This window comes from uncultured Streptomyces sp. (genome assembly GCF_947488945.1).
In the GTDB taxonomy this organism is placed as follows: Bacteria; Actinomycetota; Actinomycetes; order Streptomycetales; family Streptomycetaceae; genus Streptomyces.
The window spans coordinates 1-25,113 of the sequence record NZ_CANLBS010000001.1 but is presented as its reverse complement, the minus strand read 5'-3'; the positions used below and the strand labels follow the sequence as shown (position 1 = coordinate 25,113).

Annotated in this window: 21 protein-coding genes; 9 read left to right on the top strand and 12 right to left on the bottom strand. The window is 72.4% G+C overall.

Annotation, left to right across the window (positions count from 1 at the left end; translation table 11 throughout):
• Positions 1–210 precede the first annotated feature (210 nt).
• From Q0994_RS00105 to Q0994_RS00095, 3 genes are all read left to right on the top strand, one after another.
• Positions 211–1,593 carry a glycine--tRNA ligase gene (locus Q0994_RS00105; protein WP_299527285.1) on the top strand — a complete coding sequence of 461 codons (1,383 nt, stop codon included), beginning with the start codon at positions 211–213 and terminating at the stop codon, positions 1,591–1,593.
• A 137-nt stretch (positions 1,594–1,730) separates the two neighbouring features.
• Positions 1,731–1,934, top strand: coding sequence for a hypothetical protein (locus Q0994_RS00100; protein ID WP_299527283.1), 204 nt, complete (start codon positions 1,731–1,733; stop codon positions 1,932–1,934).
• A gap of 250 nt (positions 1,935–2,184) precedes the next feature.
• On the top strand, positions 2,185–2,409 hold the full coding sequence (locus tag Q0994_RS00095) for a DUF6243 family protein (protein WP_299527281.1): 225 nt from the start codon (positions 2,185–2,187) through the stop codon (positions 2,407–2,409).
• Between the two features lie 75 nt (positions 2,410–2,484).
• On the opposite strand, the gene bla is transcribed toward Q0994_RS00095, so the two are convergent.
• The 3 genes from bla to Q0994_RS00080 form a co-directional block, all read right to left on the bottom strand.
• On the bottom strand, positions 2,485–3,417 hold the full coding sequence (gene bla, locus Q0994_RS00090; protein WP_299528103.1) for a class A beta-lactamase: 933 nt from the start codon (positions 3,415–3,417) through the stop codon (positions 2,485–2,487).
• 146 nt (positions 3,418–3,563) lie between these two features.
• Positions 3,564–4,997, bottom strand: a complete 1,434-nt coding sequence (locus tag Q0994_RS00085; protein ID WP_299527278.1) for a sugar porter family MFS transporter — start codon at positions 4,995–4,997, stop codon at positions 3,564–3,566.
• Positions 4,990–5,841 (bottom strand): phytanoyl-CoA dioxygenase family protein, encoded by an 852-nt coding sequence (locus Q0994_RS00080; RefSeq protein ID WP_299527277.1) that lies wholly within the window; start codon positions 5,839–5,841, stop codon positions 4,990–4,992. The genes Q0994_RS00085 and Q0994_RS00080 overlap by 8 nt, the downstream gene beginning before the upstream one ends.
• A gap of 115 nt (positions 5,842–5,956) precedes the next feature.
• Here Q0994_RS00080 and Q0994_RS00075 point away from each other — a divergent pair, with 115 nt between their 5' ends.
• The 3 genes from Q0994_RS00075 (at position 5,957) to ppdK (ending at position 11,715) form a co-directional block, all read left to right on the top strand.
• The gene (locus Q0994_RS00075; protein ID WP_299527275.1) at positions 5,957–6,961 is read left to right on the top strand and encodes a LacI family DNA-binding transcriptional regulator; all 1,005 of its coding nucleotides are present in this window, start codon (positions 5,957–5,959) and stop codon (positions 6,959–6,961) included.
• A gap of 68 nt (positions 6,962–7,029) precedes the next feature.
• Positions 7,030–8,178 carry a tRNA dihydrouridine synthase DusB gene (gene dusB, locus Q0994_RS00070; protein WP_299527273.1) on the top strand — a complete coding sequence of 383 codons (1,149 nt, stop codon included), beginning with the start codon at positions 7,030–7,032 and terminating at the stop codon, positions 8,176–8,178.
• 897 nt (positions 8,179–9,075) lie between these two features.
• Positions 9,076–11,715 carry a pyruvate, phosphate dikinase gene (gene ppdK, locus Q0994_RS00065; RefSeq protein WP_299528101.1) on the top strand — a complete coding sequence of 880 codons (2,640 nt, stop codon included), beginning with the start codon at positions 9,076–9,078 and terminating at the stop codon, positions 11,713–11,715.
• Between the two features lie 337 nt (positions 11,716–12,052).
• Here ppdK and Q0994_RS00060 read toward each other — a convergent pair whose 3' ends face one another.
• Together Q0994_RS00060 and Q0994_RS00055 are read right to left on the bottom strand one after the other, a co-directional pair.
• Entirely contained in the window at positions 12,053–13,639 is a 1,587-nt protein-coding gene (locus Q0994_RS00060; protein WP_299527271.1) for an MDR family MFS transporter, read from the bottom strand.
• A gap of 110 nt (positions 13,640–13,749) precedes the next feature.
• Positions 13,750–14,355: a TetR/AcrR family transcriptional regulator gene (locus Q0994_RS00055; protein WP_299527269.1), complete on the bottom strand. Its 606-nt coding sequence runs from the start codon at positions 14,353–14,355 to the stop codon at positions 13,750–13,752.
• A gap of 222 nt (positions 14,356–14,577) precedes the next feature.
• On the opposite strand from Q0994_RS00055, the gene Q0994_RS00050 reads away from it, so the two are divergent.
• Entirely contained in the window at positions 14,578–14,994 is a 417-nt protein-coding gene (locus Q0994_RS00050) for a VOC family protein (RefSeq protein ID WP_299527267.1), read from the top strand.
• Positions 14,995–15,079: 85 nt separating this feature from the next.
• Here Q0994_RS00050 and Q0994_RS00045 read toward each other — a convergent pair whose 3' ends face one another.
• The 5 genes from Q0994_RS00045 to Q0994_RS00025 form a co-directional block, all read right to left on the bottom strand.
• Positions 15,080–16,000, bottom strand: a complete 921-nt coding sequence (locus Q0994_RS00045) for an oxidoreductase (RefSeq protein WP_299527265.1) — start codon at positions 15,998–16,000, stop codon at positions 15,080–15,082.
• A 36-nt stretch (positions 16,001–16,036) separates the two neighbouring features.
• Entirely contained in the window at positions 16,037–17,203 is a 1,167-nt protein-coding gene (locus Q0994_RS00040) for an alkaline phosphatase PhoX (RefSeq protein WP_299527262.1), read from the bottom strand.
• A gap of 152 nt (positions 17,204–17,355) precedes the next feature.
• Positions 17,356–17,679 carry a nitrite reductase small subunit NirD gene (gene nirD / locus Q0994_RS00035; RefSeq protein WP_299528099.1) on the bottom strand — a complete coding sequence of 108 codons (324 nt, stop codon included), beginning with the start codon at positions 17,677–17,679 and terminating at the stop codon, positions 17,356–17,358.
• A gap of 35 nt (positions 17,680–17,714) precedes the next feature.
• Positions 17,715–20,300, bottom strand: a complete 2,586-nt coding sequence (gene nirB, locus Q0994_RS00030; RefSeq protein ID WP_299527260.1) for a nitrite reductase large subunit NirB — start codon at positions 20,298–20,300, stop codon at positions 17,715–17,717.
• Between the two features lies 1 nt (position 20,301).
• Positions 20,302–21,561, bottom strand: a complete 1,260-nt coding sequence (locus Q0994_RS00025) for an NAD(P)/FAD-dependent oxidoreductase (RefSeq protein ID WP_299527258.1) — start codon at positions 21,559–21,561, stop codon at positions 20,302–20,304.
• Between the two features lie 324 nt (positions 21,562–21,885).
• Here Q0994_RS00025 and Q0994_RS00020 point away from each other — a divergent pair, with 324 nt between their 5' ends.
• Positions 21,886–22,677, top strand: a complete 792-nt coding sequence (locus Q0994_RS00020) for a TSUP family transporter (protein WP_299527256.1) — start codon at positions 21,886–21,888, stop codon at positions 22,675–22,677.
• 195 nt (positions 22,678–22,872) lie between these two features.
• On the opposite strand, the gene Q0994_RS00015 is transcribed toward Q0994_RS00020, so the two are convergent.
• Both Q0994_RS00015 and Q0994_RS00010 read right to left on the bottom strand, forming a co-directional pair.
• Positions 22,873–23,514: a class F sortase gene (locus Q0994_RS00015; RefSeq protein WP_299527254.1), complete on the bottom strand. Its 642-nt coding sequence runs from the start codon at positions 23,512–23,514 to the stop codon at positions 22,873–22,875.
• Between the two features lie 189 nt (positions 23,515–23,703).
• Positions 23,704–24,237: a hypothetical protein gene (locus Q0994_RS00010; RefSeq protein ID WP_299527252.1), complete on the bottom strand. Its 534-nt coding sequence runs from the start codon at positions 24,235–24,237 to the stop codon at positions 23,704–23,706.
• Positions 24,238–24,844: 607 nt separating this feature from the next.
• Between Q0994_RS00010 and Q0994_RS00005 the strand changes: the two genes are divergently transcribed.
• On the top strand, positions 24,845–25,113 hold a 269-nt coding region (locus Q0994_RS00005; RefSeq protein WP_299527250.1), incomplete at its 3' end, for a transposase.

The window sequence follows — 25,113 nt, the reverse complement described above, 5'->3', positions numbered from 1 at the left end:
GGAAACGGTTGTCAACAAGCCGGAGGGGCCGACCGGCGAGATGCCCGGTCCACCACGGGATGCCCGGCCTGCGCCGCACCCGATTTGATCCGGGGGGCGGGCCCGCCGGTAATCTGGAGCATTGCCCGTCCGTCTCCCCAGCAGCACCCCCGCCGGGGCGCCGAGCGCCCCGCCGTTGTCCCGTTTTCGCCGTCGCAAGAAGAGAGCACCGTGGCCGCCGACAAGATCGACAGCATCGTCAGCCTGAGCAAGCGCCGTGGCTTCGTCTACCCCTGCAGTGAGATCTACGGTGGCCAGCGGGCCGCCTGGGACTACGGGCCGCTGGGTGTGGAGCTGAAGGAGAACCTGAAGCGCCAGTGGTGGCGTTACATGGTCACCTCGCGCGAGGACGTGGTCGGTCTCGACTCGTCGGTCATCCTGGCCCCCGAGGTCTGGGTGGCCTCGGGTCACGTCGCCACCTTCAGCGACCCGCTGACCGAGTGCACCTCCTGCCACAAGCGCTACCGCGCCGACCACCTCGAAGAGGCGTACGAGGAGAAGCACGGCAAGCCCCCGGTGGGCGGTCTGGCCGACCTCAACTGCCCCAACTGCGGCAACAAGGGCACCTTCACGGAGCCCAAGCAGTTCTCCGGCCTGCTCTCCACCCACCTCGGCCCGACCCAGGACTCCGGCTCGGTCGCCTACCTGCGCCCCGAGACCGCCCAGGGCATCTTCACCAACTTCGGCCAGGTGCTGCAGACCTCGCGCAAGAAGCCGCCGTTCGGCATCGCGCAGATGGGCAAGTCGTTCCGGAACGAGATCACTCCGGGCAACTTCATCTTCCGCACCCGCGAGTTCGAGCAGATGGAGATGGAGTTCTTCGTCAAGCCGGGCGAGGACGAGGAGTGGCAGCAGTACTGGATGGACCAGCGCTGGAACTGGTACACGGACCTCGGCATGCGCGAGGAGAACATGCGCTGGTTCGAGCACCCGCAGGAGAAGCTCTCGCACTACTCCAAGCGCACCGCCGACATCGAGTACCGCTTCCAGTTCGGCGGCAGCGAGTGGGGCGAGCTGGAGGGCGTCGCCAACCGCACCGACTACGACCTCAAGGCGCACTCCAAGGCGTCCGGCACCGACCTGCTCTTCTTCGACCAGGAGGCCGGCGAGCGCTGGACCCCCTACGTCATCGAGCCCGCGGCCGGCGTCGGCCGCGCGATGCTGGCCTTCCTGCTGGACGCCTACGTCGAGGACGAGGCGCCCAACGCCAAGGGCGTCATGGAGAAGCGCACGGTCATGCGCCTCGACCCGCGCCTCGCCCCGGTCAAGGTCGCCGTCCTGCCGCTGTCCCGCAACCCGCAGCTCTCGCCGAAGGCCAAGGGCCTCGCCGCCGACCTGCGCAAGAACTGGAACATCGAGTTCGACGACGCGGGCGCCATCGGCCGCCGCTACCGCCGCCAGGACGAGATCGGCACGCCGTTCTGCGTCACCGTCGACTTCGACACCCTGGACGACAACGCGGTCACCGTCCGCGAGCGCGACACCATGAAGCAGGAGCGCGTCTCCCTGGACCAGATCCAGAGCTACCTCGGCTCCCGCCTGCTCGGCTGCTGATCCGGGTCCGCCGCACCGGCGGACCCGCGGTCCCGCCCCACCGGGCACACCCCCGAAGCCCCCGGTCCCGTCCTTCCCCGGACGGGACCGGGGGCTTCGCGGCACACTGGGGCCACTTCCCCACCCAGGAGGACCGGATGTCGTCCATGACCACCAGCAAGGTCAGCAGATGGGATCAGCACGGACGTGAACACACCGTCCACGTAAGGAAGTCGGGGGTGCAGCGGCTGCTCGAATGCGACACCTGCGGGTGGCGCCGGAGCGTGCAGTTCCTGCCGTGGCTGAAGGCCCAGGAGCACCTGGCCGAGCAGCATCAGGCGACGGTGGACCCGGGCGCCTGAAGGGCGCGCCGGGGGCGCGTCCGGAGCCGTCCGGGTGCCCCCGCGTACCGTCCGGGCGGCAGAGCGCGGCTCCGCCGCCCGGTTGCCCCGGAATAATCCGGTGCGGAGCGCTCCGTGGCGGGGGTACCGTTTCCCGCATGTCTTCGTTCTTCCAGATCTACGAGTGAGCGCGCGGCGGGCCGCGACCCGTCGCCCATCGGACCGATCCTGATCGTCAGACCCTCACTTCTCACCCCCATGGGAGAACACCGTGGCCAAGAGCCGTAACAACCTTCTCGGCGTCGGCGGACAGCGCAAGAAGCCGTCCCGCACCGATCTGCCCGGCACGGGCACCGGACGGGACGCCGACCGCAAGGCGGCCGAGGACTCCAAGCAGGAGCTGCTGCGCAGGATGCGCGAGCGCACCGGCGCGGAGCCCGTCCGGTCCGACGACGCGTCGTCCGACGACGCGAACGCCACCGCCGGCGACCACTGACACCCGGAGCACCCGGCGCGACGCGGGCCCGGACCGTTCCGACGGTCCGGGCCCGCACGCGTGGCGCGGCCGGAACTACCGGCCGCCGCCCACCGCCTGCGCGAGCACGGCGGCGGTCTTCGCGATCAACGGATGGTCCCCCTCCGCGCCGGCGTCCGGCTTGACGGTCAGCACCGCCAGCGCCACCGGATCACCGGCGGGCGTCCAGGCGATCCCCGCGTCGTGGCACGCGCCGTAGGCGAACCCGCTGCCCGTCTTGTCGGCGATCGTCCAGTCGGCGGGCAGCCCGGTGCGGAAACGGGTCCCGCTGGTACGGCAGTTGAGCATCCAGTGCGTCAACCGCGCCCGGTCCCGCGGCTCCAGGGCGTTCCCGACGACGAGCCGCGCGAGATCGTGCGCGAGCGCGTACGGGGTGGTGGTGTCGCGGCGCTGCCACGGCTCGGCGGAGTTCAGCTCCGGCTCCCACCGGTCCAGCCGGGTCACCGGATCGCCCAGCGAGCGGCAGAACCGGGTCACCGCCGACGGGCCGCCCAGCTCCCGCAGGAGCAGGTTGCCCGCGGCGTTGTCGCTGTCGCAGACCGCCGCGTCGCAGAGCTCCGACACCGTCATCCCGGTGGCGAGATGGGCCCGCGTGACGTCCGACCCGTCGATCAGGTCCGCTTCGGTGTAGTGGATCCGCCGCTCCAGCGTCTCGCCGTCCCGGTCCAGGTCCCGCAACACGGCGGCCGCCGCCAGCGCCTTGAAGGTGGACAGCAGCGGGAACAGCTCGCCCGCCCGGTGGGCCACGGTCCGCCCCGTCGTGAGGTTGCGCGCGTACGCCCCGACCCGGGCCCCGTGCTCCCGCTCCAGGCGGCGCAGCGCCGCCGCCGCGCCGTCCGCGGCGCGCGGCGAGGCGTGGGCGGCACGGGCCGGCCCCGCCAGCGCCGCGCCCGCCGCGAGTCCGGCCAGTCCCAGCACGCGCCTGCGGCCGGGGCGCGGGGCCGCCGTTAAGAAGTCCTCGGAGTGCATGATGTCGTCCCTCGTTCGTACGGTCATGGGTGCTCCGCCGACCACGCTAACGGCCGCTCGCCGCGAGGGCCCGGCATCCGGCCGCCGGGGCGCGTCCCGGAAACCGGATGCCGGGCACCGGGAGCCGGCGCGCACCGGACGTCCCGTCAGTTCCTCTCCAGAGCCTTCCGGAACGGGAGCGGACTGTGCAGCGCACGCTCGATGCTCTCCAGGCTGCGGCCCTTCGTCTCCGGCACCTTCAGCGCCACGAAGACGATGCAGGCGACGTTCATCAGCGCGTAGACGAGGAACGTGCCGGACCGGCCGACGGCGTTGATGGCGGTCAGGGCCGTCATGGCGATCAGGAGGTCGAATCCCCACAGCGAGAGGGTGGACAGGCTGGTGGCCGGTCCGCGCACCCGCAGCGGCAGGATCTCCGGGCCGATCAGCCAGACGACGGCCTGCATGCCGATGCCGTTGCAGAGGATGTAGACGAACAGCGCGACGATCACGGTCCAGCGCTGTGCGGCGGAGTCCGTGGACCCGGCGAACGCGACGGCGAGCACCCCCATGGCCAGCGCGGAGCCGGGGAGGAACCACAGCATGGTGCGCCGGCGCCCCGCCTTGTCGACCGCGAGGGCGCCCACCACGCCCGCCACCACGAGCATCGCGCCGATGCCGATGCCGGTGAGCAGCGCCACCGAGTCGCCGAAGCCGGCGTCGTCCAGGATCGTCGGCGCGTAGTAGACGACGGCGTTGATGCCGGTGAGCTGCGAGAAGGCCGCGATGCCCACCGCGATCAGCAGGGCGGGGCGCAGCCGGCGGGCGCGCAGGTGCCGCCAGCTCCCGCCGTCGGCCGGGCCGTCGGCCAGTACGGCCGCGATCCCGGCCACCTCGCCCGCCACGTCCGCCCCGGCGGGCCGAAGCTGCCGCAGGGTGCGTACGGCCTCCTCCCGACGGCCCTGTTCGACGAGCCACCGCGGGCTCTCCGGCAGCAGGGTCATGCCGACCGCGAGGGCGACGGCGGGCACCACGGCGAGGGCGAACATGACGCGCCAGCCGCCGCTGCCGTTCAGCGCCCAGCCGCAGAGGTACGCGATGAGCTGGCCGATGGCCACCATGAGCTGGAAGAGGACCATCAGCCGGCCGCGTATCTCCGCCGGGGCCATCTCCGCGATGTAGACGGGCACCATGTTCGAGGCGCCGCCCACCGCGAGGCCGAGCACGAAGCGTGCGGCGACCAGCGTCGTCACGTCCGGGGCGAGCGCCGCCGCCACCGCCCCGACGGCGAAGACCACCGCCACCGCGATGACCACCTTGCGCCGCCCGTGGCGCACGGCCGCGCGCCCCGACAGCAGGGCGCCCGCCATCGCGCCGAGCAGGATGACGCTGACCACGATCTCCTGCTCCCGCGAGGAGAGGGCGAGGTCCTCGCGCAGGTGGAGCAGGGCGCCCGAGATGATGCCGGTGTCGTAGCCGAAGAGCAGGCCGCCGAGCGCGGAGACGGCGGCGACGGCGTAGACCATGGCCGGCGGTCGGCGCGGGCCGTCGGGGCGGCCGGCCGTCGGGTGGCGGTCGGTGACCGCGGTCGCCTCAGGCATCGCCCATGACCAGGCCCTCGATGGTGTGCTTCTGGGTGAGGGGGGTCAGCTCCTCGACCACCGGGCAGTCCAGGTGGCGGCGCACCCGCTCCGGCAGCGACTCCCAGAACGGCCGGGTCACGGCGGTGTCGTGGCGGTCGGCGTTGTTCGCGCCGGGGCCGTCGAGACCGAGCACGAGAACCGGACGTGCCTTGGACGACTCGTTCTTCGTGCCGCGGTGGACGGTCAGCGCGGTCCGGGCCGAGATGTCGCCGCGCCGCGGGTACTTGCGGACCGCGAGCTCCTCGTAGCGGCCGTAGCGTTCGCGGGGCGGGAACATGCCGTGCGCGAAGTCGGGCTCGTCGTCCCACTGGGTGCCGGGCGCGATCTCGAACGGCCCCATGTCCTCGGTGGTGTCCACGCCGGTGACGTTGAACGCCAGGGAGGTGAGGCGGCGTTCGGTCCGCGTCTCCTCGGGGATCGGGAAGTCGCGGTGCCAGGGCTGGTTCACCGCGCCTTCGAGCGGGACGTCGAAGCCGAGTTCGACGATGCGGTAGTCGGGGCCGAGGACGGCGGTGGCCACCGAACGGACCCACGGGTGGTCGACGAGATCGACGAAGCCGCGGAGCTGTTCGGGGTGGATCTCCACGTACCAGCGGTTCGGGCCCCGGCCCACGGCGCCGTCGGGCCGGGAGCGCGCCTCCTCGAACGCGGCCTCGATGTCCTCACGCATCCGGTCGGCCCACTCGGCGGTGAAGGCTCCCTTCCGCGCGGTGATGCCGTCCGTGTACAGCTTCGTCACGTCCTGCGTGACGTCGACGTCCAGATCTGCGGTACGAACACCCGGATATACGGACACAGTCATCCTCGCCTCCTTGCAAGCAGAACTTCCGCGCTCAGGTTTGCATCGTTGTATGCAACGTTGCAATACCCTGCGGGCCAGTGCTTTCGGGAAAGTCGCCGCGTGACAGGATGGCCGGGTGAGCAGTCGTCTGAAGGATGTGGCCGTCCGGGCGGGAGTCTCCGTGCGCACGGTGTCCAACGTCGTCAGCGGGACGGCCGCGGTCGCGCCCGCGACGCGGCGGCGGGTCCAGGAGGCGATCGACGAACTCGGCTACCGCCCCAACCTGGCCGCCCGCAGCCTGCGGGCGGGCCGTACCGGCATCATCGGTCTGGCCATCCCCGAACTGCACTCCCCGTACTTCGGCGAACTCGCCGGACTCCTGGTGGACGAGGCCCGCCGCCGCTCCTGGACCGTGATCATCGACCAGACCCGGGGCGACGCCGACGCCGAACGCCGCCTGCTCACGGGGGGAGGCGGACGCGTCGTCGACGGGCTCATCATCAGCCCCTGGGCGCTCGACCCGGCCGAACTGGCCGCGACAGGGCCCGCCGTCCCCCTCGTCCTGCTCGGTGAGCGGAGCCCCCGCGGAGCCGCCGACCGGGTCGCCGTGGACAACGTCGCCGCCGCCGAGGAGGCCACCGCCCACCTGGCCGGGACCGGTCGCACCCGCATCGCGGCGATCGGGCTCCAGCCCCACCTCCACAACGGCACCGCCCTGCTGCGGGCGGAGGGCCACCGCCGCGCGCTGGACCGGGCCGGTCTTCCCCTCCTGCCCGCCCTGTGCCGGCCGGTCGCCGCCCTCCACCGGGCGGACGGCGCCGCCGCCATGGCCGAACTGCTCGACGGTCCGGTCGTCCCCGACGCCGTCTTCGCCTTCAGCGACGAACTCGCCCTCGGGGCCCTGCACGTCGCGCACGAGCGGGGCGTACGCGTCCCCGAGGACATCGCGATCGTCGGGTTCGACGACATCGAGGACGGCCGGTACAGCCACCCGCCCCTGACCACCGTCGCCCCCGACAAGCGCCAGATCGCCGAACGGTCCCTGCAGTGCCTCGCGGACCGCATCTACAGCCCCGGCAACACCGTCCCGCCGCAGGACCTGACCGTGCCGCACCGGCTGGTCCTGCGCGGGACCGCCTGAGCGGGCGGCCGCGTCCCGCGGCGGACGGCGCCGCGCGGGTCACTTCTCCGGTGCGGGACAATGGGTGGATGACCACGCTCGCCCCGTCGCTCCCGCAGCTCCGCATCGGCCCGCACACCGTGCAGCCGCCCGTGGTGCTGGCGCCCATGGCCGGTATCACCAACGCGCCGTTCCGTACCCTGTGCCGCGAGTTCTCCGGCGGCAAGGGGCTGTTCGTCAGCGAGATGATCACGACGCGGGCGCTGGTCGAGCGCAACGAGAAGACCATGCAGCTCATCCACTTCGACGCGAGCGAGACCCCGCGCTCCATCCAGCTGTACGGAGTGGACCCGGTGACCGTCGGCAAGGCGGTCCGGATGATCGTCGACGAGAACCTCGCCGACCACATCGACCTGAACTTCGGCTGCCCGGTCCCCAAGGTCACCCGCAAGGGCGGCGGCTCGGCGCTGCCGTACAAGCGGCCCCTGCTGCGCGCGATCCTCCAGCAGGCCGTCGCGCACGCCGGAGACCTGCCGGTGACCATCAAGATGCGCAAGGGCATCGACGACGACCACCTCACCTACCTCGACGCCGGGCGCATCGCCGTCGAGGAGGGCGTCACCGCCGTCGCCCTGCACGGCAGGACGACCGCCCAGCACTACGGCGGCACCGCCGACTGGGACGCGATCGCCCGGCTCAAGGAGCACGTCCCGGAGATCCCGGTGCTCGGCAACGGCGACATCTGGTCCGCCGCCGACGCCCGCCGGATGATGGCGGAGACCGGCTGCGACGGCGTGGTCGTCGGGCGCGGCTGTCTCGGGCGGCCGTGGCTCTTCGGCGACCTGGTGGGCGCCTTCGACGGCACGGACAGCAGGTGCGAGCCGTCGCTGCGCGAGGTGGCGGCCGTGATGGTGCGCCACGCGACCCTGCTGGGGGAGTGGATCGGCGACGAGGCCCGCGGCGTGATCGACTTCCGCAAGCACGTCGCCTGGTACCTCAAGGGCTTCGCGGTGGGCTCCGAGATGCGCAAGAAGCTGGCGGTGACCTCCTCGCTGCGGGAGCTGGAGGGCCAGTTGCACGAACTGGACCTCGACCAGCCCTGGCCGGCCGGGGCGGACGGACCGCGCGGACGCACGTCGGGCAACAACCGGGTCGTCCTGCCGGACGGCTGGCTGAAGGACCCGTACGACTGCGCGGGCGTCGGCGCCGACGCCGAGCTGGACACGTCCGGCGGCTGACCCGACGGCCCGGCGGGCCGGCGGGCCGGGGTTTCCGCCGACGACGGCCCGGACGAGCCCGGGGCCTCCGCAGGCGACGGTCCGACGAGCCCGGCCCTCCGCGAGCGACGGCCCCGGCGGGCCGGGGGCGCCTCCGCCGCAGGCGCCTCGTCCGGCCCCGTCCCGCTCACCTCCGCCCCCGTCCTGATCCCGTCCCACCACCGTTCCGCGTCGGCCGGACGGAAAGCCGCACGACTCTCCGTCCGACCGACGCTCATATGAGCATCCCGGAAGGCCGGAATTCTCGCTTCCAGGTGTGCGGCGGAGGGGCTGCCGCGCCTTTGGCGCGCTCGGACGGCTGGACGGTGACCCTCCGGCACGACTCTTCTGTCCTCGGTGACCAGGGCGTGCCCCCGAGGCGTCCGCATCGTGACATCTGAGCGGCGATCACGACGTGATCCTCGCCACCCTTGAGAGGCGTTTGGCTCAGATGAGCACCTAGGGGGCAGGTCCACTTCTCAAAGGTTGGCACTGGGTGCCACGGTGACGAACTTTGATCGATCGACAGGTTCGTCACTCTCTGTGCGTGAGTACCGAAAATCAGCCATCACGAAGTGATGAAGCCTTCGGGAAATGAACGAGACGCGGCTCCCGCGAGCCGACCGCGCCACTTTAGATCTGCTGGCGAGGTGGGGGAGGCGACCGCATGATGGATAAGTGGACGTACTCACGAGCCTTCGATCTGGGTATGTTCCTGCCCGTCAGGGCAGCCACCGCGTCCTCGAGGAGTCGAGACCCGTGTCGGAAAACAAAGATCTCCAGGTAGTCGTTCCCGAGGCGTCTCCGGGCACCGACGGCACTCAGGGGCAGAAGTTCGTCTACGACTTCACCGAGGGCAACAAGGATCTCAAGGACCTTCTGGGCGGCAAGGGCGCGAACCTCGCCGAGATGACCAACCTCGGTCTCCCCGTGCCTCCTGGATTCACCATCACCACCGACGCGTGCAAGGTCTACCTGGACAGCGGCGACGAGCCCGCGGCCCTCCGCGAGGAGGTGAGCGCCCATCTCACCGCCCTGGAAGCACGGATGGGCAAGAAGCTCGGCCAGGCCGACGACCCGCTGCTGGTCTCCGTACGCTCCGGCGCGAAGTTCTCGATGCCCGGGATGATGGACACGGTCCTCAACATCGGACTCTCCGACGAGTCGGTGGCCGGGCTCGCCGCCCAGGCCGGCGACGAGCGGTTCGCATGGGACTCCTACCGGCGCCTGATCCAGATGTTCGGCAAGACGGTCATGGGGGTGGACGGCGACCTCTTCGAGGAAGCGCTGGAGGACGCCAAGAGCGGCAAGAAGGTCACGGTCGACACCGACCTCGGCGCGGACGACCTCAAGCGGCTGGTCAAGCGGTTCAAGAAGATCGTCACGGCCGAGGCCGGACGCGACTTCCCGCAGGACCCGCGCGAGCAGATGGACCTCGCCATCCACGCGGTCTTCGACTCGTGGAACACCGACCGCGCCAAGCTCTACCGCCGTCAGGAGCGCATCCCCGGCGACCTCGGCACCGCCGTCAACGTCTGCTCCATGGTCTTCGGCAACCTCGGCCCCGACTCCGGCACCGGCGTCGCCTTCACCCGCGACCCGGCCAGCGGCCACCAGGGCGTCTACGGCGACTACCTCCAGAACGCCCAGGGCGAGGACGTCGTCGCGGGCATCCGCAACACCGTGCCGCTCGCCGACCTGGAGTCGATCGACAAGAAGTCCTACGACCAGCTGATGCAGATCATGGAGACGCTGGAGACCCACTACAAGGACCTCTGCGACATCGAGTTCACCATCGAGCGCGGACAGCTCTGGATGCTCCAGACCCGGGTCGGCAAGCGCACCGCGGGCGCCGCGTTCCGCATCGCCACCCAGCTCGTGGACCAGGGGCTGATCGACGAGGCGGAGGCCCTCCAGCGCGTCAACGGCGCGCAGCTGGCCCAGCTGATGTTCCCCCGCTTCGACGAGGCGGCGAAGAGCAAGCTGCTCGGCCGGGGCATCGCCGCCTCGCCCGGCGCGGCCGTCGGCAAGGCGGTCTTCGACTCGTACACCGCCGTCAAGTGGTCCCGGTCCGGCGAGAAGGTCATCCTGATCCGCCGCGAGACCAACCCCGACGACCTCGACGGCATGATCGCCGCCGAGGGCATCCTGACCTCGCGCGGCGGCAAGACCTCGCACGCCGCCGTCGTCGCCCGCGGCATGGGCAAGACCTGCGTCTGCGGCGCCGAGGAGATCGAGGTCGACACCAAGCGCCGCCGGCTGACGGTCGGTGACGTCGTCGTGGAGGAGGGCGACCTCGTCTCCGTCGACGGCTCCACCGGCAAGGTGTACCTCGGCGAGGTACCGGTCGTGCCCTCCCCGGTCGTCGAGTACTTCGAGGGCCGGATGCACGCCGGCGCCGACGACGCCGACGAACTGGTCGCCGCCGTCCACCGAATCATGGCCTACGCGGACCGGGTGCGCCGGCTGCGTGTGCGCGCCAACGCGGACAACGCCGAGGACGCCTCGCGGGCCCGCCGCTTCGGCGCCCAGGGCATCGGCCTGTGCCGCACCGAGCACATGTTCCTCGGTGAGCGCCGCACCCTGGTCGAGAAGCTGATCCTCGCGGACACCGACGACGAGCGGGAGGCCGCGCTGGCTGCTCTGCTGCCGCTCCAGAAGGCCGACTTCCTGGAGCTGTTCGAGTCGATGGACGGCCTGCCGGTGACGGTGCGGCTGCTCGACCCGCCGCTGCACGAGTTCCTGCCCGACATCACCGAGCTGTCCGTCCGCGTCGCCCTCGCGGAATCCCGCAAGGACGCCAACGAGAACGACCTGCGGCTGCTCCAGGCCGTGCACAAGCTGCACGAGCAGAACCCGATGCTGGGTCTGCGCGGCGTCCGGCTCGGCCTGGTCATCCCCGGCCTGTTCGCCATGCAGGTGCGGGCCATCGCGGAGGCCGCCGCCCAGCGCCGCAACGCCAAGGGCGACCCGCGCGCGGAGATCATGATCCCGCTCGTCGGCACCGTCCAGGAGCTGGAGATCGTCCGCGAGGAGGCCGACCGGGTCGTCGCGGAGGTCGAGGCCGCCAACGGGGTCGACCTCAAGCTCACCATCGGCACCATGATCGAACTGCCGCGCGCCGCGCTCACCGCCGGCCAGATCGCGGAGGCCGCGGAGTTCTTCTCCTTCGGCACCAACGACCTGACCCAGACGGTGTGGGGCTTCTCCCGCGACGACGTGGAGGCCTCGTTCTTCACCGCCTACCTGGAGAAGGGCATCTTCGGGGTCTCCCCGTTCGAGACGATCGACCGGGATGGTGTCGGCGCGCTGGTCCGCAGCGCCGCGGAGGCCGGCCGGGCCACCCGTCCCGACCTCAAGCTCGGCGTCTGCGGCGAGCACGGCGGCGACCCGGAGTCGGTGCACTTCTTCCACGAGGTGGGCCTGGACTACGTCTCCTGCTCCCCGTTCCGCATCCCGGTGGCCCGGCTGGAGGCCGGCCGCGCCGCCGCCGCGTCGAAGGGCAGCGACAGCCGCTGACCCGCGGCACCCGCAGACGAATCCCGGGCCGCGGGCGAGGCCACACCCGACCCTCGCCGGCCGGCCCGCGGCCCCGGGACTCGAGAAGCGGCGGCGCCCCGTGCGGGGGCGCCGCCGCTTCGCCGTACCCCGGCCCGGCCCGTACGACCGGCGCCGCCGCCGGACGGGTAAGTACCCCCGGGGGAACGCCTCGCGTCCGGGAACGCCTCGCGCCCGGAAACGCCTCGCGTCCGGGAACGCCCAGGGGCCCCGACCGCCGGGTGGCGGTCGGGGCCCCTGGTGCCGCGTCGGGCGCGGCGGGGTCGCGCGGAGACTCGGCTTCCGCGCGACTCGCGACTCAGTGCATCGGGGTGAGCGGCTGCTGCTTGCTCTCCTCGGCGAGGCGCTCCAGGCCGCTCTGCGTCTTCAGCGGCTTCTCCTTGATGAAGAAGACCGCGATCAGGGCCAGCAGCGCGAACGGCGCGCCGACCAGGAAGACGTCGCCGGTGGCGGTGCCGTAGGCCTGCTCGACCACCGTGCGGGCCTGCTCGGGCAGGGTCGTGAGGTCCGGGATGGCGTGGCTGCCGCCACCGTCCTCGGGGGCCGCGGCGCCGCCGAAGCCCTTCTCGATCTCCGAGGTGACCCGGTGGCTGAGCACCGCGCCGAGCGCGCTGGTGCCGACGGCGCCGCCGAGGCTGCGGAAGAAGGACAGCACCGAGGTGGCGGCGCCCAGTTCGGCGGCCGGCACGTCGTTCTGCGCGGCGAGCACCAGGTTCTGCATCAGCATGCCGACGCCGACGCCCAGCACGACCATGTAGAGGGCCAGGATCCAGAAGTCGGTGTCGGCGCTGATCGTGGAGAGCAGCCCCATGCCGCCGGTCATGATGACGCCGCCGGCGATCAGGAAGTTCTTCCACTTGCCGGTCTTGGTGATGATCTGGCCGGCCACCGTGGTCGAGACCATCAGGCCGAGGATCATCGGCAGGCTCATCAGGCCCGCGGCGGTCGGGGACTTGCCGAGCGAGATCTGGAAGTACTGCGACAGGAAGACGGTGCCGCCGAACATGGCGACGCCGACGAGGAAGCTCGCGACCGTGGTGAGGGTGACCGTCCGGTTGCGGAAGATGTCCAGCGGGATCATCGGCTCCTCGACCCGCGACTCGACCCAGACGGCGAGCAGGATCAGTACCACGCCGCCGCCGACCAGGGCCGCGGTCTGCCAGGAGATCCAGTCGAACTGGCTGCCGCCGAGGGTGACCCACAGCAGCAGGGCGCTGACGCCGGCCATGATGAGGAAGGCGCCGAGGTAGTCGATCTTCACCTTGCGGCGGACGACCGGCAGCTTGAGGGTGCGCTGCAGCAGGATGATCGCGATCAGGGCGAACGGGACACCGATGAAGAAGCACCAGCGCCAGCCGAGCCACGAGGTGTCGACGAGCACGCCGCCGATCAGCGGGCCCGCGACCGTGCCCACGGCGAAGACGGCGCCGAAGATGCCGGAGTAGCGGCCGAGTTCACGCGGCGGGATGATCGAGGCCATCACGACCTGGGCGAGCGCGGTGAGACCACCGGCGCCGATGCCCTGGACGACACGGCTGATGATGAGGACGCCCACGCTGTCCGAGAAGCCCGCGACGAGCGAGCCGATGATGAACATCCCGAGCGAGAGCTGCAGCAGCAGCTTCTTGTCGTAGAGGTCGGAGAGCTTGCCCCAGATCGGGACGGTGGCCGTCATGGCGAGCAGTTCCGCCGTGACCACCCAGGTGTACGACGACTGGCTGCCGTGCAGGTCGGTGATGATGCGGGGCAGGGCGTTGGCGACGACGGTGGACGCGAGGATGGCCACGAACATGCCGGCCATCAGGCCGGACATGGCCTGGATTATCTGGCGTCTCGTCATGGCGGCGGGCGCCTCGACGGCGGGCGCCGCGGGTGTGTCTGTCATCGGTGGACGTGCCTCGGTTCTCTGGCTTCGGCTTCCCCGGAGGGAAGAGCGGGGTTCTTGTTCCTACGTGGGTGGGGCGGCGGACCGGCCGGTGGGCGCCCGCCGGGCGCTCAGTCGTGCAGCGCGGCCGCGAGGTGGGTGAACGCCTCGGCGTACAGGTCCGGGAGCGGCCGGGAGCGGCCGGTGGCGGTCCAGGTCTCCACCGCCGAGCGCATCGCGGCGAGCGCGGTGTGCACCAGGAGGCGGGGACGCAGGTCCGTGGCGGGGTCCACGCCGAGACGCTGCGCCACCGCGCCGATCAGGGCCTGTTCGTCGGCGCCGCGGGCGGCGAAGAACCGGGGGAAGAGCGACGGGGTGCTCCCCAGCACCCTGCACTGCAGCTCCCACCGGTCGTGGCCGTCCTCGAAGTGCGTCAGCTCCTCGGCGAGGGCGTCACGCAGCGCGACGAACGCGGGACGTTCGGGCGGGGCCCCGGCGACAGCGTCGTGGAGCCGTTCGGAGCCCTCGGGATCGGCGACCAGGATCGCGTCGTCCAGATGCCCGAAGTAGTTGAAGAACGTCCGCACCGAGACGCCGACCTCCGCGGTGACCGCCTCGACCGTGACCTGTTCGAGCCCGCGCTCCGCCGCCATGCGGAGCGCGGTGTCGGCGAGGGCGTCCCGGGTCGCGCGCTTCTTGCGTTCGCGCAGACCGAGGGGAGGGTCGGGGAGGGTCACGAAGATGCATGCTATGCAAAAATGCACGGTATGCAAATTCGTTTTCCGGTCGTACGGGTCCGGTCGGGTGGCCGGCGCGGCCGATGAGTTCTCCGCCCGCGCGCCGTCTACCTCCCGACAGCACCCGGACGCAACGATGCGCATCGCCGTGGACCGCCCCCGAGAGGGCCGGTACGGCGTACGAAGCGTCGGGCGGAACCGATACGGAAGAGTGGGACGACCATGAACCAGATGATCTTCGTGAACCTGCCGGTGAAGGACCTGGAGACTTCCAAGGGCTTCTTCGAGAAGCTCGGCTACACCGCCAACCCGGCGTTCACCGACGAGACGACGGCCTGCATCGTCATCAGCGACACCATCTTCGTGATGCTGCTCAGCGAGCCCCGCTACCAGGACTTCATCAAGAAGGACGTCGCCGACGCGCGGAAGACCTCCGAGGTCATCCTCTGTCTGAGCGCCGAGAGCCGGGAGAAGGTCGACGAGCTCGCCGACGCCGCGCTCGCCGCCGGAGGCTTCCCGTCCAACGACCCGATGGACTACGGCCACATGTACGGCCGGTCCTTCCAGGACCCGGACCACCACCTGTGGGAGGTCATGTGGATGGACCCCGCCGCCGTTGCCGGCGGCGGCCAGGTCTGAGGCGACCGCACCCGCTCCCACCTGGGCCCGGTCCGGGCGACCGCACCGGCTCACACCTGAGCCGGGTCCGGGCGACCGCACCCGCTCACACCGGGTACGTCACCCCGGTGAGCTCCTCGGAGGCCGCCCACAGCCGCTCGCCCGCCGCGTCGTCCAGGGTCCACCGGGCCCGCCAGGACGGGGCGGGCGTGCCGCGTGTCATCAGCAGCCGCGGCCCGGTGAACGAGTCGGGGCGCACACCCGGCGCGGTCGCCGCGTACAGCGTGGGCAGCGCGCCGGCCGAGGCGGTCTGGGCGAACAGCGTGTTGCCCCAGCCGACGATCCGCTCGGCGGTCCGGCGCCGCTCCATCCGCACCCCGGCGGTCTGCAGGTTGGTCGAGGCGTAGCCGGGGTGCGCGGCGGCCGCCACCACCTCGCTGCCGGCCCGCTCCAGCCGGCGCGCCAGCTCGTGCACGAACAGCAGGTTGGCCGTCTTGGAACGGGCGTACGCAATCCAGCGGCGGTAGCCGTGCTCGCTGTTGAGGTCGTCGAAGTCGAGGCCGGACAGGGTGTGCACGAAGCTGGACACCGCCACCACGCGCGCCCCGGGGGTGGCCAGCAGGCGGGGCAGCAGCAGTCCGGTGAGGGCGAAGTGGCCGAGGTGGTTCACCCCGAACTGCGTCTCGAAGCCGTCGGCGGTGCGGCCCTGCGGCAGGGCCATCACCCCGGCGTTGTCGATCAGCAGATCGAGCCGGTCGCCCTCGAAACGGTCCGCGAACTCCCGTACGGAGGCCAGGTCCGCGAGGTCCAGCGGCGCGAAGGTGACGTCGGCGCCCGGCACCACGCGCCGGACGCGGGCCGCCGCCTCCTCGCCGCGCGAGGCGTCGCGGCACGCGAGCACCACCCGCGCGCCGCGAACCGCCAGCGCCCGCGTCGTGGCGAGCCCCAGCCCGCTGTTGGCTCCGGTGACCACGGCCGTCCGGCCGCCCTGGTCGGGAATGTCCTGCACGTTCCATCCCTGGCTCATGCGGGACACCCTACGGCCGGGTCACCGGAACACCGGTCAGCGGCGGAACGGACCCGTCACCTCGTAGGTGATGCCGCCCGACGAGCTGCCGCTGGTGCCGCGCTGCGACGAGAAGTACAGCCGGGTCCCGTCGGGGGAGAAGGCCGGCCCGGTGATCTCCGAGCCGGACTGCCCGGTGATCCGCAGGAACGGGGCGACGGTGCTCGCGGGGGTGATCAGGCAGATGTCCATCGAGCCGCCGTCCTCCGCCACGTACAGGTCGCCGGAGGCGGACCGGGTGACGTTGTCGACGCCCGTCAGCGGCGCCGCGCCGCCGGTGACCAGGGAGTCGTCGTAGACCAGGGACAGCGAGGAGGCGTTCGCGTCGTACGCCCAGACCCGGTTGTCGCCCTTGGTGGTGAACCAGCAGGTGCCCGCCGCGTAGAAGCACCCCTCCCCGCCGTTGAAGACCTTGGCGCCGGAGACCTGGTAGCGGGTCTGGGTGGGGGAGCCGTCCGGGTCGGGGACGGTGGTCCAGGTGACCGGACCGCTGGTGGCGGTGGAGCCGACCAGCACCTGGAGGGTGCCGCTCGCGAGGTTGCCCCAGGTGGTGGGGCGGAAACGGTAGAAGCGGCCGTCGGTCTCGTCCTCGGTGAGGTAGACGTAACCGTGGTCGGGGTCCGCCGCCGCGGCCTCGTGCTTGAACCGGCCGAGCGCCGGACGCTGCACCGCCGCGTTCACCCCCCACGGGTCCGTCTCGTACACGGCCCCGCGGGTCACCTCCTCGCAGGAGAGCCAGGTGTTCCACGGGGTGCGCCCGCCCGCGCAGTTGTTGTTGGTCCCGCCCAGCACGCGGTACGCGCCGGTGACGGTCCCCGAGGCGTTGAACCGCAGCGCGCTCGCCCCGCCGCCGCTGCCGGAGGAGACCTCGGCGTTGGAGACGTAGATCCAGCCGGTGCCGTCCGTGAAGGTGGCGCCGCCGTCCGGCGCGCTGTGCCAGGTGTACGAGGTGCCGCTCACGGTCTGCCCGGAACGGGCGACGATCCGGCTGGTGAATCCGGCGGGCAGTTGGATGCCGTTGGCGTTGGCCGCCTGGAGCGCGCCGTACGGGCCGGTGGCGGGCTGGGCCGGGGCGGCGTACGCGGCCCCGGCCCACAGGCTGCCGCCGAAGGCCGCGGCCGAGCTGCCGACCACGGCGGTGCGCAGGAAGTTCCGACGTTCCACGATCACTCCACGGGTGACGTGTTGGCCCGCCGGCCCGGTCGGTCCGGCGGGTCGCGCGTCAGGAGAGTAGAGGGAGCCGATGGACGCCCCGGCAATGCCGGATGAACGGCACGTGCCGAGACCAACAGGGCGGGCGGGGAGGGCAGTTCACCTCACCCGGTGAGCCGCACCTCGTACACCGGCACCGTGACCCCGTCGTCGTCCAGGCACGCCCCGGACGCCAGGTCGAAGCGCTGCTTCAACAGCGGGGAGGCCACGAACGGCCGTCCCGCCGCCGCTCCCAGCAGCCCGCGCGACAGGACGTACGCGCCGCTGAACGGGTCGCGGTTGCCGATCGCGTACGCGCGACCCGCCCGGTCCAGGAAGACCGCCGCCTGGCCGCCGTCCGGCAGCAGCACCGCCACCCCCCGCCCCGGCGTCAGCAGCGAGCGCTCGCAGACGGTGAACCAGCCCTCCGGGGACAGCAGTTGCAGCATGGCGGTGGTGGCCGGAGCCTCGGTGGTGGTCGTCATCAGGACGCACTCCCTTCGAGCGTACGCACGGCAAGCACGGGGCCCGCCAGGATGTCCAGGTCGGGCTTGATCTGGTCGCGCTCCGGCACGAACCGCACCGACGGGTCCGGCGCGTCGGGCGCGTTGACGAAGGTCACGAACCGCCGCAGCCGCTCCGGGTCGTTGATGGTCTCCGCCCACTCGTCCCGGTACCCCTCGACGTGGCCCGCCATCAGCCGCTCCAGTTCGTCGCACAGACCCAGCGAGTCGTGCACCACGACGTCCCGCACGTGGTCGAGACCGCCCTCGATCCGGTCCAGCCAGGCCGAGGTGCGCTCCAGCCGGTCCGCGGTGCGGATGTAGAACATCAGGAACCGGTCGATCAGCCGCACCAGTTCGGCGTCCGACAGGTCCTGCGCGAGCAGGTCCGCGTGGCGCGGGGTGGCCCCGCCGTTGCCGCCGACGTACAGGTTCCAGCCGCCGGCGGTGGCGATGATCCCGAAGTCCTTGCCGCGCGCCTCCGCGCACTCCCGGGCGCACCCGGACACCGCCGACTTCAGCTTGTGCGGCGACCGCAGCCCCCGGTAGCGCAGCTCCAGGTCGATCGCCATCTTCACCGAGTCCTGCACCCCGTAGCGGCACCAGGTCTGCCCCACACAGGACTTCACGGTCCGCAGCGACTTGCCGTAGGCGTGCCCCGACTCGAAGCCGGCGTCCACCAGGCGCGTCCAGATCAGCGGGAGCTGATCGACCCGCGCGCCGAACAGGTCGATCCGCTGGCCACCGGTGATCTTCGTGTAGAGCCCGAAGTCGCGGGCCACCTCGCCGATCACGATCAGCTTCTCCGGCGTGATCTCCCCGCCCGGAATGCGCGGCACGATGGAGTACGAGCCGTTGCGCTGGAGGTTGGCCAGGAAGTGGTCGTTGGTGTCCTGGAGCGCCGCCTGCTCGCCGTCCAGCACATAGCCGCTCGCGCCGACCGCCGGGGCCAGCGAGGCGATGATGGAGCCGACCGTCGGCTTGCAGACCTCGCAGCCGTCACCGCCGCGCGCCCCCTCCCGGCCGTGCGAGTCCAGCAGCTCGGCGTACGAGGACACCCCGAGCGTGCGCACGATCTCGTACAGCTCCGAGCGGGTGTGGGCGAAGCAGCCGCACAGCCCGGCGTCCTCCGGCTGCGGCAGCAGCTGGCCGATGACCTTGAGGCAACTCCCGCAGCCCGTACCTGCCTTGGTGCACTTCTTCACCTCCGGCACGGTGGCGTGCTCGCAGATGGCGCCCTTGGTCACGTTGTGGCAGGAACAGATGACCGCCTCGTTGGGCAGCGACGACGGCCCGAGCGTGACCGGACCGCCCGCCCCGGCCGGCAGCACCAGCTGCTCCGGCGCGACCGGCAGCACCGTGCCCGTCATCGGCCGCAGCGTGCCGTACTGGTCGGCGTCGCCGACCAGCACCCCGCCCAGCAGTGTGCCGTCCTGGCCGATCACCAGCTTCTTGTACACCCCGGACCGGGAGTCCGCGTACACCACGTCCAGGCAGCCCTCGGCCGCGCCGTGGGCGTCGCCGAACGAGGCGACGTCCACGCCGAGCAGCTTCAGCTTGGTCGACATGTCCGCGCCGGTGAACGACGCCTGCCCGCCCGCGATCACCCCGGCCGCCGTCAGCGCCATCTCGTACCCCGGCGCCACCAGCCCGTACACCCGGCCGTCCGAGGCCAGCGCGCACTCGCCGATCGCGAAGACCGCCGGGTCGGAGGTGCGGCACTCCTCGTCCACCACGATCCCGCCGCGCGGACCGACCTCCAGGCCGCAGTCGCGGGCCAGCTGGTCGCGCGGACGGACGCCGGCGGAGAACACCACCAGGTCGGTGGCGAGCGCCGAACCGTCGGAGAGCGCCATCCCGGTCACCGCGCCGTCCGGGCCCGCCGTCACCTCCTGGGTGCCGACCCCGGTGTGGACGCTCAGCCCCATCTTCTCGATGGTCCGCAGCAGCGCCGCGCCGCCGCCCTCGTCCACCTGCACCGGCATCAGCCGCGGTGCGAACTCCACCACGTGGGTGTCGAGTCCCAGACCGCGCAGCGCGCCCGCGGCCTCCAGACCGAGCAGCCCGCCGCCGACCACCGCGCCGGTCTTCGCCGTCTTCGCGTACTCCTCGATGGCCAGCAGGTCCTCGATCGTCCGGTAGACGAAGCAGCCCGTGGCGTCCTTGCCCGGCACCGGCGGCACGAACGGGAACGAGCCCGTCGCCAGCACCAGCGTGTCGTACCCGAACGTCAGCCCGGACCGCGAGGTGACCGTACGGCCCTCCCGGTCGACCGCCTCCGCGGGGTCGCCGACGTACAGCTCGATGCCGTGCTTCTCCATGAAGTCCTCTTCCACCAAGGAGAGTTCCTCGGGGGAGGTGCCGGAGAAGTACGAGGTGAGGTGCACCCGGTCGTAGGCCGGGCGGGGCTCTTCGCAGAGCACCACGACCCGCGCGCCGCCGGCCGCCGGGGTCAGTCCGCGCTCCGCGAGCGCCTCCAGGAACCGCTGGCCGACCATGCCGTGTCCGACGACCACGATCGTGGGCGGCACCGCGGTACGGGGGGTGGGGGTGGGGGACACCGGCATCTCAGAAGCCTCCGTCGTCGGTGAGCAGGTGGAGCAAGGACATGTCGGCGGGCAGCGGTTCGTCGTCCTGCCAGCTCCGGGCCAGCGAGCCGACCGCGGCGAGGTCGCCGAGCAGCACCCCGCCCGCCAGCCGGTCGCCGCGCACCACGACCGTGCGGTACGCGCCCCGGGTGGCGTCGGCGAGCCGCACCACGTCGTCACCCGGCCGCGGCCGGGCGTCGCCGAACGCGGCGAGGTCGAAGCCGCCGCCCCCGGCGGGACCGGAGTCGCCGCCCGCCGCCACCGGGGAGCGCAGCGTGAGCCGGGTGAGCGCCCGGGTGCCCGGGTAGCGGGCGGAGCCGCCGGCCAGCACGTCCGCCAGCACGTCGGCCTGGTCGATCGCCGGCCCGGCCAGTCCGTAGACGGTGGACCGGTGCTCGGCGCAGTCGCCGACCGCGTGGATGTACGGGTCGGAGGTGCGCAGTTCGTCGTCCACGACGATCCCCCGGGCCACCTCCAGACCGGCGGCCCGGGCGAGACCAATCCGGGGGCGGACCCCGCAGGCCAGCACGGTGATCTCAGCCTCCAGCTCGAAGCCGTCGGCCAGTTCCACCGCCCGCACCCGGCCGTCGTCGACCCGCAGCCCGCGCACCCGGCACTCGGTGTGCACCTCCACGCCGAGCGCCTCCAGGTGGACGCGGAGCAGCGCGGACGCCTCCGGATCGAGCTGGCGCTCCATGAGGTGCTCGCCCTGCTGGGCCAGCACCACCTGCGCGCCCCGCTCGGCGAGCGCCCGCGCCGCGGACACCCCGAGGAGCCCGCCGCCGATGACGACCGCCCTGGTCCCCGGCCCGGCCGCCGCCCGCAGCGCGAGGCAGTCGTCGAGCGTACGGAACGGGTGCACCCCGTCCGGGAGCGTCCGGCCGAGGCCGCGCAACGGCGGAAGCACCGGGTTGGAGCCGGTGGCCAGCACGAGGCGTTCGTAGCCGATGACACCGCCGTCGTCGCACAGCACCCGGCGCTCGGCCGGGTCGATCCGCACCACCCGCACCCCGCGCCGCACCTCGGCGGGCGGCAGGGCGATCACCTCGGGGGCGTACCGGCCGGCCAGCACCTCGGCCAGCAGGACGCGGTTGTAGGGGGCGTGGGTCTCCTCGCCGACGACCACGGCACCCGGGACGCGGGCGGCGAGCCGCGCGCCCGCCATCCCGGCGCCGATCACCACCACACGCGCCGTGCGCTCCGGCAGAAGACCGGGCGCCGTTTCCCTCGTAGGACTCATACCCCCGACAGTGGGCCGCCGGTGTTACCCGGCAACATCCCGGCTGTTTCCCGGGCGGAACCTTGCGCTCAGCGGACGGCCGGGGGCGGTGTGAGGGTTACGGGGGCGGTGGCGCGGGGGGTTGTGAGGGCGGCGGCGTGGAGGGTCGTGAGGGCGGTGGGCCGGGGGCCGGCAGCGGGGCGAGGGGTGGCGGGGGCGCCTGCGGGCCGGGCGGAGCAGGGGGACCGGCCCGCGTGGGACGCCTCTCCGCCCCCACTGCGTCCGCGAGGGCTGTGGTTCCGCGGGTCACCGGGCCGCGCCGGCGGTGACTTAGGGTGGTGTCCCGTGCCCGAGATAACCCTGACCGTACTTGTCCTGCTCTGCCTGGCCGCCGCCGCGGCCGGCTGGATCGACGCGGTGGTCGGCGGGGGCGGGCTGCTGCTCCTGCCCGCACTGCTGCTGGGGCTGCCGCACGTGCCGGCCGCCCAGGTCCTCGGTACCAACAAGGCGGTGGCCGTCGTCGGGACGACCGGTGCCGCCGTCACCTACGTCCGCCGGGCCCCGGTCGACGTACGGGCCGCCGTCCGGATCGGTCTGATGGCCCTCGCGGGATCGATGGCCGGGGCGTTCTTCGCCGCCGGGATCAGCAGCGACGTCCTGCGCCCGGTGATCATGGTGGTACTGCTCGCGGTGGCCGCCTTCGTGCTGCTGCGCCCCTCGTTCGGAAGGGCCGCGGACGGCGACGCCACCGCCCGGCGCGTCACCCGCGCCCGCGCGGTCACCGCCGTCGTCCTGGTAGGCGGCGGCATCGGCTTCTACGACGGGCTGTTCGGGCCGGGCACCGGAACGTTCCTGGTGCTGGCGCTCACCGCCGTGCTCCACCTCGACCTGGTGACCGCGTCCGCCACCGCGAAGATCGTCAACGTCTGCACCAACGCGGGCGCGCTGGCCATGTTCGCGTACCAGGGAACCGTGCTGTGGCAGTTGGCCGCGCTGATGGCGGTCTTCAACCTGGCGGGCGGCCTGCTCGGGGCGCGCATGGCGCTCAGCCGGGGCAGCGGCTTCGTCCGGGGCGTGCTGCTGGTCGTCGTCATCTCGCTCGTCGCCAAGCTCGGTTTCGACCAGTGGGCCGGCTGAGCGGACGCCACCGCGGCGCGGGGTGCGCTTCCGCGACGGGAGCCGCGCGGACCTGCCCCGCGCGAGGGGGGCCGCGCGGACCGGGCGCGCGAACGAGCCCGCAAGGGCCCGCAGGGACCCAGGACCGGCACCCGTGACCGGCCCCGGCACCCGTGACCGGGCCCGGCAGCCGCGACCGGGCCCGCGGGCCCCGGCTCAGGCTTCCCGTACCTCGGTGAGGTGCGTGTACACCACGACGTTGCCCTGATAGCCGCCCTCGGCCTCGGAGAAGCCGCCGCCGCAAGTGATCAGCCGCATCGCCGCGTAGGGCGCCTTGCCGTAGACCCGGCGGTCCGGGAAATCGTCGTTGTCGTACACCTCGATCGCGTCGATCGAGAAGACGGCGGTGCGGCCGTCCCGCCGGAGCACCTCGACCGTGTTGCCGCGCTTGAGCGCCCCGAGGGCGTAGAAGACGGCCGGGCCGGACGCGTTGTCGACGTGGCCGGCGACGATCGCGGTGCCTTCGGCGCCCGGCGGGGTGCCGTCCTCGTACCAGCCGGCGATGTTCCGGTTCTTGGCCGGCGGCACCTCCAGGCTGCTGTCGGCAGCCAGCCCCAGGCGCATCATCGGCGCGTCCACGTCGATCTCGGGGATGCGGATGCGGACCGGGGCGGAGGGTTGCAGCGGCGCGGCCACCGGAGACCCCGGTTGGAGCTGGGGGCCCGCGGCGAACGCCTCGGCTTCTGTCGGCTGCGGCGGCACCAGTTGGGTGTCCGCGCCGTTCTGGACCAGCCAGATGCCGCCGAGCACGGCCACACCGAGCAGCCAGCCCTTGCCCTTGTTCGTGGAAGCGGACACGGTGTCGTCCTCGCGGGGTGTGCCGGGGTGGGGGTGTGGGCGCCGGGTGCGGGTGCCCGGTCGGCGGGGCGCGGGGCCAATGCCGCGCCGCTCCGGCCGGACGACCGGGCCCGCGCCGCGGTGTACGCGGCGGGACCGCCCGGCCGCCGGGGGAGGCGTCGGCGGGACCGCCGGCCCCGCCCGGACGCGTCAGTGGGAGCGGCCCGCCCGGCGGCGCATCATCCACACGCCACCGGCGCCCGCCGCGGCGATGACGCCGAGGCCCGCCGCGATCTGCGCGGTGTCCGGCCGCACGCTGCCGCCGATGCCCGACGGCACGTGGCCGGACGGGTGGGGCCGGGGCGTGTGGTGGCCACCGCCGCCGGTCACGAGCAGGTCGCCGGTCGCCTCCCGGCCGTTGTCGCAGGAGACCGCGATGCCGTACGTACCGGGCTTCGTGTCGTGCGGGACGGTGAACCGGCCGACCACGGCCTCCTTGTGGGTGCCGGGGTACAGGTCGAAGTCCCCGGCGTCCAGCGAGTTGGCGTCGCCGATGCCGGAGCCGTTCTTGCCGCAGGCGGTCGTGTTCACGGTGATCCGGTCGCCCGGCCGCGCGCTCGACGGGGAGATCTCCAGGCGGCCGAGGTCCCCCGCGTACGCGGACGGGGCGGCGGCGAGTCCGAGCGTGACGAGCGTGAGCGCGGCGACGGCGGTACCGGACGCGAGGCGGGCGGGACGGGGCATGGGGTCCTCCGGACAGACGGGCGCGAGCGGGTGGGTCCTGCCCCCGAATAAACGGGGGCACGGCAGCCCGTGCCTGCTGACGCGCGATCAGAAATCACCCGTACGGAGCGGCGCGGCACCCTTGCCGATCACGAACGCCGCAGGTCATGACGGTGCGGTTGGGCCGTTCGGTGCGCGTGTCGCGAGCCGGTGCCGAAGGGGTGACACCGAGGACCGTAATAGTGACGCAGGTCACATGCATGAGAGGGGAGGGTTCGGGCAGACGCAAGACACCCCCCCCCACGGGACGGCTACCCCCCCAGCCGCCCCCTGCGGCAGTCGCCCCATCAGGCCACCCCCGTTATCTTTTTCGCGGTCCTGCAATGGGGCCGCTGGCCTCCGGGCCCGGCATGACTGTTGCCCCCTGTCGATGGCATGACCTGGGGGGTGGTGTCACCGGGCCCGGGAGGTGTCGTCGGAGACGCTGATGAGAGGTCCGGCCACCGTCCGGTCCGGCGCAATGCCGGGCAGTTCGCGGGCGGCAGGTCTGCATAACGTGGATGCGCGCGCACGTCACCAACGCCGAGGCCGGCACCGTGAACACCCCTTGGGGAGAGGGAGGGTGACAATGTTCGACACCACTGAGGTGGGTGTCTTCCTGGGCCTGGACGTCGGCAAGAGCGCCCATCACGCGCAAGGGCTCACTCCGGCGGGGAAAAAGGTCTTCGACAAGCAGCTGCCCAACAGCGAACCGAAACTGCGGGCCGTCTTCGACAAGCTGGCCGCGAAGTTCGGCACGGTGCTGGTGATCGTGGACCAACCCGCCTCCATCGGCGCCCTGCCGCTGGCCGTCGCCCGGGACGCCGGCTGCAAGGTCGCCTACCTGCCAGGACTCGC